The following is a 14,345-nucleotide window of genomic DNA, read 5'->3' as shown; positions in this document are numbered from 1 at the left end:
GTGGTGAAGGAGCGCCCGGGCATTTCGCCCGGACGCGTCCCGGGCGGATTTATTCGACCGGGCAGGGGCCGTCGCTCTTGGCATCGGGCGCCCAGCAGGCAGCTTTCGTGTCGGTCATCAGCTTGGCCATCGTGGCGCCCTGGGTCTTCAGCACGTCTGCAACGGGCTCGTTCTGCAGCACGATGCGCTGGAAACTGTCCATGTAGACCTTGTTAAACTCGCCGCCCTTGTCGCCGAGGCCGACCGGGAGCAGCGAGATGACCGCGTCCTTGGAAGCCTGGGTGGCGGTAACCGCACCGGCGAGAAGGGCAACGCCCGCGTCGAGATCCGGCGGCAGCTTGACGTTCAGGGTCGGGAAGAAACCGACCTTGGAGGCGGTCAGGAGCTGCGTATCCGGCATGGACAGGTGCTCGATGATTTTTTCTGCGCCGGCCTTGTCAGGCGCGCCCTTCGGAATGGCGAGACCAGCAACGACTGGCATGTAGCCGCGGCCCTTGGGACCGGCGGGAGCGGGGAAGACCACATAATCATCCGGTGCGGCAGAAATGGCATTCTTCAGCCGGGCGATATGGTCCCAGGCGACCATGACTTCGCCGGCAGCGAGCGGCTCCTGCATGAAGTCGTAGCTGGTCGAATTCGGTGTCACATAGGCCCACAACGCCTTCAGCTTCTCCCAGCCGGCAGCCGCATCGGCACTCTGGAAGGTGCGCACGACACCCCCCGTGAAAGACGGATAGAAATAGCCCTGGAAATAACGCGCCATCAGCCCTTTCGGGCCGGCCGGGAAACCGATCTGCGGCTGGCCCGTCGCCTCCTGCATATTCTTGCCCCACTCGATCAACTGATCGTAGTTCAGCGCGTTCACGTCGGCGCCATCAGGCAGGTATTGCAGCGCTTCCTTTTTGGCAGCCATCACATAGGTCGCCTGCATCCAGGGGATATACTGCTGGGTCGGCTTGCCGAGCTTGCCGAGGTCGAGCAGCGACTGCGGCATGCCGCTCGCTGCCAGCTTCTTGGCGAGATCGTCGAGTGGCTCGAGCGTGTCCTTGTCGGCAAGCGGCGAGAGCTCGCCATGTAGCGCACCGACGAGGCTGACGGTGCGCTTGCCGGCCTGACGTTCGGCCTCCATGCGGACAGCAAATTGCGGCGGCTCCTCGACCACGTAATCAACCGAGCCGACATCCTTCAACAGCTCCTCGCGAACGACGGTCGCCTCTTCGATCGGGCGAAGCTGGGTGGACACGAAAACCGTCTGGGCAAGCACCGGCGAGGCGAAGGCCAGCACGGTGGAAGCCAGAATTCCAAATGACATGATATGTTTCATCTTCTCCTCCTTCATTGTTCTTTGTTTGAGATGCACTTCTGTCTATGCCGCCTTGGCGGGTCGGCGATGGCTGTCGCGATCTACGAACTCGATCGCGTGAAGTTCCTGGAGTTCTTCGGCGGGCTCTCCGGCAATGGCGCGCAACAGCAGCGAGGCGAAGCTCGCGCCGAGGTTTTCGCCGGTCATGCGCATGGTCGAGAGCGGCGGGCTGGTGAAGGCGCCCATCGGCAGATCGTCATGGCCGACAATGCTGATCTGGTTGCCGCCATCGACCTCGCGCAGCGCCCTCAGCGCCCCGATCGCCATTTCGTCGGTGGCACAGACGAGTGCGGTCGGACGCGATGGTTGGCGCAAAAGTTCCAGCGCCGCGAGATAGCCGCCCTGTTCCAACGGCGCGCCTTCGGCGCAGAGGTCGGTCGCAAGACCGCATTCATCCATCGCCGCCCGCCAGCCACGGCAGCGGTCATGCGCGAAATAATATTCCTGCGGGCCGGCGATATGGCCGATACGGCGGTGGCCGGCGGCATGGAAGCGCAGCGTCGCGGCTCGGAAGCCGGCAAAGCCGTCGCCGTCGATATAGGGATGGGGCAGCAGGCTTTCGGTGCGGCCATTGGTGACGAAGGGAATGCCGCGCGACTGCAGAAATTCAACGCGCTCGTCCTTCCGCTTGGTGCGGACGAGAAGCATGGCGTCGACGCGGCGGCCATCGACGAAGCGGCGGCAGATGTCGAGTTCACTCTCGCCGCGCGGCACCGGTGCAATCACCAGATTGAGGCCGGCAGCGGCAAGATGTTCGGCACAGCCGGACAACATATCGAGGAAATGCGGAGGGCCGATATGGCCAGGATCGCTTGGCAGCGTGACGGCAACCAGCTCGGCGCGCTGCCTGCGGAGGCGACGGGCCGAAGCATTCGGCCGGTAGCCAACCTTGTCGGCAGCCTCGCGCACCCGTTCTCGCGTGGCGGCCGACACATCGGCGTAACCGTCGAGCGCACGCGACACCGTGGTGATCGACAGTCCCAGCGATTGCGCGAGCTGTTTGAGATTGGCCAAGATCTTCCTCCCGAAGTGAGAAAAAGATTCTCCAAAACGTTTTGGGAGTCAAGCCAAAACGTTTTGGATTTGTGCAGATGTCGCACGCATGATTTCAAGACGAGCAGAGACGTCACAGAGATATGCGAAGGGGCGGGTCTTTTCAGCGCAGCCTAGGCGGGACCACTATCTTGTGTATCTGGATACGCTCGGGAAGTTCGCAAAGTAGCTCCGCGTCCCGCTCCCGATGCGGCGGGGATAACCGAAGTCTTGCTTTGGGCAGGGAGGTGGCTTCGAATTAGCTCTCGCTCAATCGGTAAGCTTGAGGGTTGCCGTAAACTGCGTTCCTTCCAGGCGATTGTATCTCGCCTCGCCATGCAGTTGATTTACGAAGGCTTTAATCAGCCGCGTCCCCATCCCGGCGCTGTCCGATCGGCCATCGAATCCAATCCCGTCGTCGGCGACGGTCAGTTGGGATTCCTCTCCTTCAGTCGCGTGCAGCATGACGCGAATATTTCCGGATGCCCGGCCGTCGAAGGCGTATTTCATGCTGTTGGCAATCAACTCGTTGAGCAGGAGGGCAAACGGCGTTGCCTTGTCGGCCGCAATCACGATGTCGTCGATTTCAAAGTCAACGGAAACGGCGCGACCATGGACGTCTACGAGTGTCCTAACGAATGATGGAATGAATTCCCGAGCAGATATTCCGCTAAACTGGTCGAAGCCGTACATCTGCTCGTGAACTGCGGACATCGCAGAGATGCGCTCGTTTAATTTTTGAACGGCTTCCGGTTCAAAACCCTGCAAGCGCAGCAGGGCCATCACCGTCTGCAGGTTGTTCTTCACTCGATGGTGTATCTCGCGCAGGAGCGTTTCATTCGATCGCAACGCATCCGCAAGCTGCCTGGTGTGCAATGTGTCCACCTTGATGAGGTTCTGAATCCACAATGCAGCTGCCAAAGCCCCGACGAGGGCGAAAGCGACCAATAAAGCCGCGATTTTGGCATCCTCCCAAAAGGGCTGCATGATTACGTTGATATCTGCCGAAGCAATGGCCACAAAAGGGGTGCGTTCGAGGATTCGGTATGCGACCAGGCGATCTTCATTGTCGACTGGCGACACGGAGCGATATGTGCCTGATGTCGCCTTCCTCATATAGTCGGTAAACAGCTTGTGGTTTCGCATATCGACTGGTCCGGCGGGTTCCGGGTATCGGGCGATAAGTTGCCCGTCGCGCCTGATGAGGCCGACAATCGAGTTCTCGCCTATCGCGACCGCGTCCCATATTGGCCTTAGGATGCTCGCGTCGAAGGCAATCACGGCGGCGCCAGCGAACACGCCATTGCGTTCGAGCCTGCGGCTGAAGACGAATATCTGCCGCTGGGAAAGGCGGCTGATGATCAGCGGGGATGTATATTCGTCAGCGCCGTTTCTCAACCGAACGAAGTAGTCGCGGTCCGTAACGTTGATCGGCTTGATATCGCGATCGTTCGAAAAGAGCGTTTTTCCATCTGCCCCGATGACATAGGCTGTCGCCTGAGGAGGAAGGTCATAGACGGCAGCGTCGAGATCGCGCACCCGATCGGGGCCGGGCAAAGATGTACTCCGCCCCAGAGCATCATCAATTCGGTGCAGGGTCTCCCGAGCAAGGGAATTCAACCAATTCGCGTTCGCTGCAACGATTTTGGAAGCGGCGCTGACACGCTCATCGCCCCGGCGAACAGCTGTCTCGTAACTGGATATGAGCCAGATCGACAAGAGGGTGGTGAATGACAGGAACATCAGCGCGATGATCGCGAGCGATGCTTTGCCTACGGAGCCAACGTATTTATCGCCACCGATCATCTTTTTGGGCCAATTTCCATAGTGCGGCGACGGCCAGACGGGGACATTGCAACGCATTCCGAACCATATCCGATAAGCTGATTTCTGACTCTCGAAAATTATGCAGTGCTCACTACTCGGCGTCCTCAAAAGTACGACTGAGGATTGTATGTTCACAGTCACCTTTAGAGAATGACCGCGACATTCGGTCAATCCCACTCCGTTCGAGAAGGAGATCCGAATGATGGATAAAACCTTTCGCACGCGAGGCTCGGCACGACGGGGTTCTTAACTGATCAATGGCGTCTATTCGATCAAAATCTAATCAACCGCGTAACCTGATCTGAAAGTCGGTTTGCTAGGGAGGGTCTCCTTCCGGGAAGTGACGTCATGATCCTTGAGTTGCAGAATGCCATTCTGGAAATGATTGCCAAAGGGAAACCGCTGGCAGCAACGATGGAGCAACTTTGCCTCGAGGTTGAGGCCGCCGTTCCTGGGATCATCGCTTCGGTGCTGACGTTCGACGGGAGCCGTCTTCACACACTCGCTGGACCTTCCCTACCGCCTCACTATTCAGCGGCTGTCGACAATCTTGAGGCCAGTCCTCTTGCGGGCTCCTGTGGCGCTGCTGCCTATTTCGGTGAAGCGGTCATTGTCACCGATATCTCGACTGATCCTCGTTGGCAGGACTTCAAGTCCCTGGTCCTTCCACTGGGATTGAAGGCTTGCTGGTCCAGCCCGATCAAGCGTGGCGAGGAGGTGATTGGTAGCTTCGCCTTCTACTATCGAGACCACCGCGGTCCGAAGGCAATCGAACGGGACCTGGTCGACGCCTGTGTCCATCTCTGCATAATCGCCATCGATCGCGAAGAACGTGTAATGGAACGTCAGCGGCTGACATACAGCGACGCTTTAACAGGGCTGTCGAATCGCGCTCGTTTCAACCAGCTTCTAGCCGAAGAGCTGCCTCGATCCCGACGCGCCTGGGGCATCTTGCTGGTGGACATCGACAACTTGAAACTCGTGAACGACACGTTCGGGCACGCAGCCGGCGACGCATTGATTCAAGTAGTTGCAGACCGGATCGCCGCGACAGCAGGCCCCAAAAACACGTTTAGGCTCGGTGGAGATGAGTTTGCTGTCATTGTGTCGGACGACAAGGACCTTGATCTGAATGTCAGGGCAACCGACATCTTGAAAGCACTGTCCTCTCCGTCAACCTGCGACGGTCATGTCGTCTTTCCCGCCGCGACGATTGGCGGTGCGCTGGCTGAGATGGAACCAAACCCTAACCAGATCCGCCAGAACGCCGATGTGGCGCTCTATCATGCGAAAGAACACAATCGCGGCCGGTACGTGCAACACTATCCCGGCCTGGGCACCGCCCTGACCCGACGCTTCAGGGCGGTTCGCGATGTGGGCGTCGCCCTGGAAGAGGATCGGATCGACGCGCATTACCAGCCGATATTGCGCCTGGATACTCGCGAAATTGTCGGTTTCGAAGCCTTGTGTCGAATGACCACGCCTTCCGGCGAAATCATAGCCGCAGCGCATTTCCATGAGGCCACGAAAGACGCCCATATTGCTGCTGAGCTGACACAACGGATGTTACTGAGGGTTGCAAGGGACATCCGGAGCTGGCTTGCCCGAGGCCTTCCTCTTCAACATGTCGGGATCAACCTGTCTGCCGCAGATTTTCGTGGCGGTAATCTGCAAGACAGGCTGTGCCGCATTTTCGGGGAAGCGGAGGTTCCTCTTAAGCACATCATCCTCGAAGTAACGGAATCGGTTTACCTCGGACAACGGGACTATGTTGTGGCGGAGGAGATAAAGGCTCTTCGGTCCAAGGGCTTACGGGTTGCCCTCGACGACTTTGGCACGGGCTACGCGTCTTTGACCCATCTGCTGACGGTGCCGGTCGACATCATCAAGATCGACAAGTCCTTCATCGATCGCATGGTGCCCGGCGACGCAGGAACTTTCATCGTTGAAGGCCTGATCGGAATAGCTGACAAGCTGGGAATCCGGGTTGTCGCAGAGGGGATTGAGACAGAATCCCAAGCTGCTCAGTTGAGCCAACTCGGCTGCAAGCTCGGACAGGGCTACCTCTTTTCGAAAGCAGTCGATCGAACGGCTGCCGCAGCCATTTTAGAGCAGCATGGACAATGGCCCAACAGAGACAAGACCCGTGCCGGAGCCCGATAGCCTCCCTGGGCGAGGTTTTCGCGCTCGGGCCAGACCCGATACCTGAGACAACACATGAGTACCAAGATCATTTTGAACGGATCAGAGATGCGAAAACGGATACATGTCAGCCAATTGCGGGTCGGAATGTATGTCGAGGACGTCGAGATTGAGGGGGAAGACAGGACACGCCGGTTCAAGCCGTTCCTGATCTCGGCGGCCGGTCAGGTCGAGAGTTTGATGGCAAGCCGCCTGATGACGGTCGTGATCGACGTCGGAAAAGGCGCGGATGTCGACCCGGGTGCGACACAGGACATCGACCGGGCTGCGTTTGACGCCCAGCTTCGTGCCGTGTTTTCGGCGAAGGATATCAAGCAGGCGAGGGAATGCGTAGAGGATACGAGACCGCAGATCCGCCAAATGCTTGCCCACGCCAGGATCAAAGCCTCCTTTGCCAGCGATGCGGCAAGCTCGGCTGTGGAGCGGATCATGTCGGCAGCCTTCGACAATGCCGGTGCGCTGATCGCGGTCGCGAAGCTGAAGGAAAAAGATGAGCTGACGTTCCTCCACTCGCTGGCGGTTAGCGCGCTGATGATCACCCTGGGGCGCAGCCTCGGTCATGGAGAAGAGGAGGTACGGGTCCTCGGACTCGGTGGACTGGTTCACGATCTTGGAAAAATGGCGCTGCCGGACGAAATTTTGACGAAACCCGGTAAACTGACGGCCGAGGAAATGGATCTTGTGCGCGGGCATCCTCAGCGGGGATATGAGCTGGTTTCTCATGTCGCGCATATTCCCAAGCAGGTGCTCGACATTTGTCGCTACCACCACGAAAAGTTCGATGGCTCTGGCTATCCTGGTCGGCTCGCCGGAAAGAAGATCCCTTACGTAGCCCGGCTTGCGGCGATTTGTGACGTTTACGAAGCGTTGACCACAATCAGGCCGTATAAGCGCGCCTTCTCGCAAGCGGAGGCAATCAACATGATGATGAATTCGCCGGGCCATTTCGATAGCCAGCTTCTTTCCGCATTCGTGTCAAAAATGGTGATCAGCGGCACGCTCCACTAGAGCCGTCATTTGCCGGACGGCGCGTCGCACCGGCCAAACGTCAATTGCAACTCCGCTCCGGATCGGCGGTCACTTCGGCAGCAGAGACCAAGTGCACAAGAGCGATGTCCGCCTCGTCGGTTCGAATATCATCAAGGCGAACATTGATGGCCATATCGTATTCGGGAGGCGACGTTCGAAACTACGAGAAGTTCTCGAGCACAGCCAAGAACGTATGCCGATCACCGTGTCCTTCGGTGAGCCGCACGCGGCCCTCGATATCGGCCAGGTGATGGTCCATTAGTTGCTGAGCCTTCGCCAGGTCCTTGGCCTTCAGCGCCGCCACGATCATTCGGTGGTGGTCTGCGCCGCAGTCGTCCTTACGCTCTTCTTCATACAAGGACATGACGAGGGACAGGCGAGCGACGATCTTCGAGAGCATTTCCGTCAAGACAGGATTTCCAGCGGTTTCGGCGAGTACGATATGAAATTTCCCAGACAGAACCGTCTTGGACTTCTCATCACCATGGTGATGGATGTGCTCTTCTTCGTCGGTCAGTTTTTGCAGGGCATCGAGTTGTTCGGCCGTTGCCCGTGCAATAACGAGTTCCAGCAGAAGTCCTTCAAGTTTTCGGCGGGCTTCGAACAGGTTCTTGGCCTGGGCAATGCTGGGTTCCGCAACAAAAGTGCCGCGGTTTCTCTTTCGCTCCAGGAGGTGATCACTTTCGAGAACACCGAGCGCGCCGCGTACGACCGTGCGGCTAACGCCAAAATGCTCCGCGATCGCCTCCTCCAGGATTTTCGTGCCCGGCTTTAAGGCGCCTTCACCGATAGCTGCCGCCAGCGTGGCGCGAATGCGCTCGGAGACGTCGTCGTTGTTGTCGGCGATATCGGCCGCCCCATTGGACGCGGGCGGCGTCTTTACGTTTTGACGGCGCGTCTTCCTTATTGCCTTCACCACTTCAAGCCCCGGTATGTTTTGCGTGTCCACTTACTCGTGCACCGAATATCCATTCGTTGTAATTATTTCTATAAGAATGTTTCTGCGCAACCACTGGATTTTGATAGAAATCCCCTGTGAGGGCGCCGACGAAAATCTCCGCCCGCGCGGCTAGGCTGCCTTTTGTTCTTTTGCTGGCGGGGACAAGGCAATACCCGTTTCGGCGCAAATAGCCTCGATGTGGCGGGCCGACTGCTTGATGAAACCAATCGCCTCATTGAAGCCGTAGGATTGCGTCTCATAGGTCGGGTAGCCGTAGCGGCGGCTCTCATAGGCTTCCCAGTCGAGAACCGCTCCGGAGGCGACCCGCTTTTCATAGGCATCCACCATCGCCATGTAGGCCGCAAGCTCATCCGCCGTCAGGTCCGGATGCGCTGCTCGCCAGACCGGATCCTCGATCTCGATGCACTGCCGCGGATTAGCCTTGCGAGGCTTGTCGGCGACAGACTGGGCGACCTCCAGCGACAGGTTCAGCGTGGGGTTGGCGTCCGCAAGAATGGGAAGGATCGCGGCGAAATCAACTATGCCGCCGCCGCAAGGTCGGGTCTGAAAATCGAGACCGCCGGGCGCGCGGCCGACATAGGCATCCTTGATATGGGTCTGGCGCACATAGGGTGCCAGACGCTTGGCGGCAAACACCGGATGCTCGGCTCGCTGCAGTCCGTTTGCCGTATCGAAGACGACGCCGACGCAGTCGGAGCCGACCGCCTCGATCAGCCTCAGGATCTCGAAGGAGGTGATCTCGTCATGGGTTTCAATGTTGATATGCGTGCCGTTTGCGCGGGCAACGGGGGCTATCTTCTGCAGCACCTTTTCGATGGCGATCAGTTGGTCTTCCCAGGTGATATCCGTGCGGAAGCGGTCATTGGCCAGCCGCCCGCGATAAACCGACTTGAAGTTACCAGGTGAAACCCAGAGCTCACGGCAGTCGATTGCTGCACTCGCCTCGATCATCCGTGTAAAGCCAGCGATGATGTCGCCATCGCCGATTGCTCGCAGTTCCGGCGCTTCGGCGCTGCAATAGGGATTGATCTTGCCGATGCCGCTTTCGAGATAGAGGCCGAGCTCGTCGGCCTTGGCGCGGATCTCCCGCAGCAAACCGCCATCGAGATCCGGGCTCATGTCGAGGACAGTGCTAAAGAAGATGCCCGCCAGACCCAATTCCTTAACATGGTCGAGACTTGCCAGCGGGCCACGCTTCTTCGCTTCGGGCAGCTTCAGCCCGTCGATACCCAATTTCATTTCAAGCTCCTTTGCTGTTTCCTGATCGGATCGCTTCCATGGCGATCTTTGGTGTTGGGCGTTCGGTGAAATTAAAGGCAGCCGACGCTACCGGCCGCGCCTCCTGACAAGGGGCCTCTCCGCCGAGCTCCAGCCCTTCGGAACGAGGCTTTGTTCGAGGAAATGCTGGCCGATCGATGCGATGCTGGTGATTGCGAGGTACCAGATCGAGGCGACGAACAGCAGTTCGATCACCAGGAAGTTCCGGGCGTAGATCGCCTGTGCCTGGGTCAGCAGATCCTGCATCCCGATAACGGAGACGATGGCGCTCGCCTTTAGCATGCCGATCGCCTGATTGCCGGTTGGCGGTACGATGAGCCGGGCTGCCTGCGGCAGGATAACGGCCCGCAATGTCTGCACCGGCTTCAATCCCAGCGCGGATGCCGCATCCCGCTGGCCGCGATCGACCGCGACCAGGCCACCGCGTATGATCTCCGACATGTTGGCGGCTTCATGCAGCCCGAGTGCGAGAAAGCCAGCCAGGGCCGGCGTCACCAGATCGTTGATCGAAATGGTGAAGCTTCCCATCCCGACCTGCGGGATGAAGAGGGCGATGTTGAACCAGAAGAAGATCTGGACAATGAGCGGGACGCCGCGAAACCACCAGACGAAGCCGGCGGCGATCGCCTTCAGGACCAGGTTCTGGCTCGTCGCCATCAGTGCCAGCAGGCATCCGAGCACGATGCCGAACACCATGGCGCCTGCCGTCAGTTCAAGCGTCAACAGCACGCCGCGCAGGATCGAAGGATCCACGAGATAGCGAGGGATCTCCGACCACTGGATACTCTGGCTCTGCCCGACGACGAGCGCGAAGAAGGCCAGCGCTGAAATCGCGATGGCACCGGTTGCGATCTGGCCCCAACGCATCGGTCTTCCGACCGATGGCGCAAGGGTAAGCGATATTGGTGACGCTTGAAACAGGGCCATCGGCGTCAATCCGCAGGCATGTTGGCGGCATCGTTAACCTTGACGGTCTTCACGGCCAGCGGTCCGAGGCTCCACTTCTTCATGATGGTCTCGTAGGCGCCGGAGTCTACCATCTGCTGCAAGGCGGCAACGACGCTGTCGCGCAGTTGCGGGTTGTCCTTGGCGGTCAGCATGCCGAGATAACCGACGGCAAGGCGGATATCCGGCAGCGCCTGCAGGCCCTTACCGTTTCCGGTCTGGTGTTCGGTCGTGTAGACGCTGGTGGCGTAGCCATTGACCGTGGCGTCAGCCCTCCCAGTGCGCACGGCCTGCAGCACATCCGGCATTTTCGGGATCGACATGATGTTGACCGGCGTCGCGCACTTGGCCGATGTCGCCTCGACCATCTTCGCCTGGAAGGTACCGACAGGAACGGCGACCTTCTTGCCGCACAAATCGTCCAAGCCGTTGATCCCGAGCGGATTGTCCTTGCCGGTCATGATCGTGGTGGCGTCATACATGTAGTCGATCACGTCGACCTGCTTTTCGAGTTCCGGGTCGTCGTTGATCCCCGAGATCGAGATGTCGAAGCGCTTTGCCAATATGGAGGGCACGATTGCAGCACCCGCGCCGACATCGGTCATCTGCACATCGACACCCAGGATGACGCCGAGTGCGGCGGCGATATCGGCATCGATGCCGATCAGCTTGCCGTCTTCGCCGTGAAAGCTGATCGGCGGCGTCAGGTCGGTCGCGACCTTCAGGACGCCCGATGACTTGACGGAGGGCGGCAGCCCGTCGGCGAGCTTCTGCGTGAGGACGACACCGGGGAGCTTGGCGACATCGGCATCGGCCGTCATCTTCTCGGCGGCACTCTCAGCGGCACGGGCAGAGGCTGCGATCAAGGTGACCATCGCTCCGGCAACTCCGGCCTTCAAGATTTTCTGAATGCGCATCATGTGATCCCCTTCCATTTTTGTATCGGTGAATTCTCGGGATCATCCATGCAATCGACGTGCCACTTGCAGTACTGGATCAATAATCATTTGATATATATACGATTTTTGTTGATCACGATATTCGGACGTAGTTTCGAAATAGAATTCGCATAAAGTTTCGAAGATATCATGCACAATTTTTACGCTCCATGGCCATGTCGCATCATTGTTGACCAGTTCATCCGTCCACAAGACCAAAAAACGCCTCCTCAGATGCCAAATCCCATGATTTTCGGCACATGGTCGCCGGCTCAGAGGCCGTGACTGCGGCTATCTGATGCTCATTTAATATACGATGCTGGCGAAAATTTATACAAAACATAAATTCGCATTTTTAAGTTAATATCTCTTATTACAAACTTTCGAAACTTCATAAATCATACATATCTATTATTTTTCATATATTTACTTGTATCGTCAATGGCGAACTACAAAACTGGCATGCCGCTTGCAATTCGCTTTTCATGAACAAGCTCGACGCAAAATTCCTCGCCCGACCGCACCTCCGTCTTGTGCCGGAGACAGCGCAGCAGTCCGTGACCCCGCCCCAGAACCAGGGAGGCCCTATGCCAGGCATACCGAATACGGCTGAACGCAAACGGCTCAGCGTTCAGGGCCTCACCCACAGCTATGGTGGCCAGAATGCCATCAGCGACGTGGCCTTTGATATCGAGGCCGGCGAGATCGTTGCCCTGCTCGGGCCGAGCGGCTGCGGCAAGTCGACCGTGCTGCGTGCCATCGCCGGGCTGATACAGCCGAAGACCGGCAAGATTGTGCTCGGGGATCAAGACCTCGCCAATGTTTCGGCCCGCTCGCGCGGCGTCGGCATGGTTTTCCAGAACTATGCGTTGTTTCCGCATCTGACGGTCGCAGAAAACATAGCCTATCCGCTCGCCTGCCAGAAGCTTCCCCGCGCCGAGCGCAAGGAGCGCGTCGAGGAGATGCTGTCTCTCGTCAGGCTCAAGGATTATGGAAACCGCCTGCCGCGGGAACTCTCCGGCGGTCAGCAGCAGCGCGTGGCCGTCGCCCGCGCCATCGCCGGACGCCCGTCCCTTCTTCTGCTCGACGAACCCTTTGGCGCGCTCGACCGCGCCCTGCGTTTCGATCTGCAGGTGGAGCTGCTGCACCTGCAGAAGACGCTCGGCATCACGACGCTGATCGTCACGCATGACCAGGAGGAGGCTCAGAGCCTCGCAAATCGCCTGGTGCTGATGAACCAGGGCAATGTCGAGCAGATCGACACGCCGATGGCGGTCTACGATCGCCCGAAGACGCTCTTCGTCAACACCTTCATCGGGCAGGCCAACCTGCTCAGCGGAACGGTGCTGCGGCTCGATGCCGACAGCACCCTGATTGGCCTTGCCAATGACCGGACCCTGCTCCTGCCGCGCCGGCTGAGCTTCACTCTCGGCTCGAAGGTCACGATCACCTTCCGTCCGGAAGAGGCTCGCCTGTCGACGCAGCCGAGCGAGAGCACCTTGCCCGTTCGTATGACGGTTTCCGTGCCGCTCGGCCCCTCTCTCGTCCATGACCTTGTTCTAGAAGACGGCACGGGCCTGCGCGCGTCCGAGGTCAGAGGACCCACCACATTCATTCCCGAACCGGGAACACAGCTATTTGCAGAGATCGACACCGCAAGATGTCACGCCTTTCCGGCCGAACCGGAAATCATGAGTGAAGAAACAGATCAACAGAGGTGAACGTTATGAAGGACTTTCAGATTACCCGTCGCGGGTTCGGTTTCCTGGCGGCCAGTGTCGCCGCATCTGCCATGCTTCCGCTTGCAGTCCGCGCTGCAGGCGGCGGCGCTGTCGCTGCCACCTTTCCAGGGAGCCGGGAGGACGCCTATCGCACCGTCCTGACCCCGATGGTCAAGGATGCAGGTTATGACCTCACGGTTGCTCCGGCACTCGCGCAGGATCAGCTCGCTAAGATCATGGCGAGCCCCGGCAACCCGCCCTATGACACGCTGCTGATGTCGCCGGGCCAGATGGCGGTCGCCATCGAGAAGAACCTGATCCAGAAGATCGATTCGAGCAAGCTCAAGAACTGGGGAATGCTCGATCCGTCCTTCCAGGGCGAATACGGCCCAACCGTGACCATCGAAGTCAACGGCATCGCCTACAATCCCGATCTCGTTCCGAAGCCGAAGGGCTATCGTGATCTCTTCGAGAACCCGGCCTATAGTGGCAAGGTCTCGTGGACGGGCTTTGCCTCGAACACCGCAGTGATGGCCTATACCGAAATCGCCAAGATCTTCGGTTCTGGTCCCAACGACATGGATGCCGTCTTCAAGCTGTTCAAGGACCATCCGGAGCATCTGAAGGGCGTCGTCGACAGCACCAATCACCAGATGACGCTGTTCCAGCAGGGCGAAATCGCCGTCTTCATGTGCTCGACCGGCAACGTCGCTCATCTGAAGAGCCTCGGCCTCAACGCCGAGTTTGTTCATCCGGAAACGGGCTCGCCGGCAGCCCCGGTCAACATCCATCTGACTAAGGGCTCCGCGAACGTCGATGCGGCCTACGCCTACATGGATGCCGCCATCTCCAAGGCTGCCCAGGATCAGCTCAAGGAACCGCCGACCGAGATGTTCCCGACCAACAAGGATGTGGCGCTGACACCTGGCATCGAAGCCTATGTCACCCGCGACCAGATCAAGACCATGGTCTATCCAGACTGGGTCGCGATCAACAAGAACCGCGACGACTGGATTCGCCAGTTCGACGCCCTCGTTGCCGGTTGAGGT

11 protein-coding genes are annotated in these 14,345 nt (G+C 58.7%); 4 read left to right on the top strand and 7 right to left on the bottom strand.

Annotated elements, in window-relative coordinates:
• Positions 1 to 49 precede the first annotated feature (49 nt).
• The 3 genes from ACD590_RS25075 to ACD590_RS25065 form a co-directional block, all read right to left on the bottom strand.
• Entirely contained in the window at positions 50 to 1,324 is a 1,275-nt protein-coding gene (locus ACD590_RS25075; RefSeq protein WP_032983656.1) for an ABC transporter substrate-binding protein, read from the bottom strand.
• Between the two features lie 42 nt (positions 1,325 to 1,366).
• Positions 1,367 to 2,377 carry a LacI family DNA-binding transcriptional regulator gene (locus tag ACD590_RS25070; protein WP_439003622.1) on the bottom strand — a complete coding sequence of 337 codons (1,011 nt, stop codon included), beginning with the start codon at positions 2,375 to 2,377 and terminating at the stop codon, positions 1,367 to 1,369.
• Between the two features lie 288 nt (positions 2,378 to 2,665).
• The gene (locus tag ACD590_RS25065; protein WP_439003621.1) at positions 2,666 to 4,201 is read right to left on the bottom strand and encodes a sensor histidine kinase; all 1,536 of its coding nucleotides are present in this window, start codon (positions 4,199 to 4,201) and stop codon (positions 2,666 to 2,668) included.
• 369 nt (positions 4,202 to 4,570) lie between these two features.
• Between ACD590_RS25065 and ACD590_RS25060 the strand changes: the two genes are divergently transcribed.
• Both ACD590_RS25060 and ACD590_RS25055 read left to right on the top strand, forming a co-directional pair.
• A complete protein-coding gene (locus ACD590_RS25060) occupies positions 4,571 to 6,385 on the top strand; it encodes a putative bifunctional diguanylate cyclase/phosphodiesterase (protein WP_439003620.1) in 1,815 nt (604 codons plus the stop codon).
• A gap of 87 nt (positions 6,386 to 6,472) precedes the next feature.
• Complete coding sequence (locus ACD590_RS25055) at positions 6,473 to 7,432, top strand: HD-GYP domain-containing protein (RefSeq protein WP_439003619.1); 960 nt, start codon at positions 6,473 to 6,475, stop codon at positions 7,430 to 7,432.
• Positions 7,433 to 7,613: 181 nt separating this feature from the next.
• On the opposite strand, the gene ACD590_RS25050 is transcribed toward ACD590_RS25055, so the two are convergent.
• The 4 genes from ACD590_RS25050 to ACD590_RS25035 form a co-directional block, all read right to left on the bottom strand.
• Complete coding sequence (locus ACD590_RS25050; RefSeq protein ID WP_112907786.1) at positions 7,614 to 8,360, bottom strand: GntR family transcriptional regulator; 747 nt, start codon at positions 8,358 to 8,360, stop codon at positions 7,614 to 7,616.
• A 162-nt stretch (positions 8,361 to 8,522) separates the two neighbouring features.
• Positions 8,523 to 9,653 carry a sugar phosphate isomerase/epimerase family protein gene (locus tag ACD590_RS25045; protein ID WP_439003618.1) on the bottom strand — a complete coding sequence of 377 codons (1,131 nt, stop codon included), beginning with the start codon at positions 9,651 to 9,653 and terminating at the stop codon, positions 8,523 to 8,525.
• Between the two features lie 87 nt (positions 9,654 to 9,740).
• Positions 9,741 to 10,619, bottom strand: a complete 879-nt coding sequence (locus ACD590_RS25040) for an amino acid ABC transporter permease (protein ID WP_047619938.1) — start codon at positions 10,617 to 10,619, stop codon at positions 9,741 to 9,743.
• 5 nt (positions 10,620 to 10,624) lie between these two features.
• On the bottom strand, positions 10,625 to 11,557 hold the full coding sequence (locus ACD590_RS25035) for an ABC transporter substrate-binding protein (RefSeq protein ID WP_439003617.1): 933 nt from the start codon (positions 11,555 to 11,557) through the stop codon (positions 10,625 to 10,627).
• Between the two features lie 503 nt (positions 11,558 to 12,060).
• Between ACD590_RS25035 and ACD590_RS25030 the strand changes: the two genes are divergently transcribed.
• Positions 12,061 to 13,296 (top strand): ABC transporter ATP-binding protein, encoded by a 1,236-nt coding sequence (locus ACD590_RS25030; RefSeq protein ID WP_439003616.1) that lies wholly within the window; start codon positions 12,061 to 12,063, stop codon positions 13,294 to 13,296.
• Positions 13,293 to 14,342: an ABC transporter substrate-binding protein gene (locus ACD590_RS25025; RefSeq protein WP_439003615.1), complete on the top strand. Its 1,050-nt coding sequence runs from the start codon at positions 13,293 to 13,295 to the stop codon at positions 14,340 to 14,342. The genes ACD590_RS25030 and ACD590_RS25025 overlap by 4 nt, the downstream gene beginning before the upstream one ends.
• Positions 14,343 to 14,345: the final 3 nt, after the last annotated feature.

The organism is Rhizobium sp. 862_C5_N1_2 (genome assembly GCF_051811205.1).
Classification (GTDB): Bacteria; Pseudomonadota; Alphaproteobacteria; order Rhizobiales; family Rhizobiaceae; genus Rhizobium; species Rhizobium leguminosarum.
The sequence above is the reverse complement of the archived record's forward strand: the minus strand, read 5'-3'. Positions and strand labels throughout refer to the sequence as shown.